This is a genomic window from Flavobacteriales bacterium (assembly GCA_020435415.1).
Lineage (GTDB): Bacteria > Bacteroidota > Bacteroidia > JACJYZ01 > JACJYZ01 > JACJYZ01.
This window is the reverse complement of record JAGQZQ010000192.1, coordinates 1-537: the sequence shown is the minus strand read 5'-3', so window position 1 is coordinate 537 and position 537 is coordinate 1. Positions and strand designations below refer to the sequence as shown.

At 49.0% G+C, this 537-nt stretch carries 1 protein-coding gene; it reads left to right on the top strand.

Going from position 1 to position 537, the window contains the following annotated elements; all coding sequences use genetic code 11:
* Window positions 1-537 (top strand): succinate--CoA ligase subunit beta (sucC, locus tag KDD36_15270; GenBank protein MCB0398009.1); only part of this gene is annotated, 537 nt, incomplete at both ends.

Genomic DNA, 537 nt, shown 5'->3' with positions numbered 1-537 from the left:
TAGGGCCTTCAGGACAAGCATTTAAGGAAATGACCAAGTTTGTTGCCGCGCTGTACAATGCGTACGTAAGCAGCGATAGCAGCATGTTCGAGATCAATCCGGTGTTGAAAACATCAGACAACAAGATTTTGGCTGTTGATGCTAAGGTAACGTTGGATGACAACGCACTTTACCGCCACAAGGATTACGCAGAAATGCGCGATGAGTCTGAAGAAGACCCAACAGAAGTGGAAGCTGGAAAAGTTGGTCTGAACTATGTGAAACTGGACGGAAACGTGGGTTGCATGGTAAACGGTGCCGGATTGGCCATGGCTACCATGGACATGATCAAGCTGCTCGGTTTTGAGCCTGCCAATTTCTTGGATGTGGGCGGAACGGCAGATGCGGCTCGTGTGGAGCAGGCGTTCAGAATTATTCTTCGCGACCCGAATGTGAAAGCCATTCTGGTGAACATCTTCGGTGGAATTGTGCGTTGCGATAGAGTAGCACAAGGTGTTGTAGATGCGTACAAGAACATGGGCGAGATCAATGTTCCGA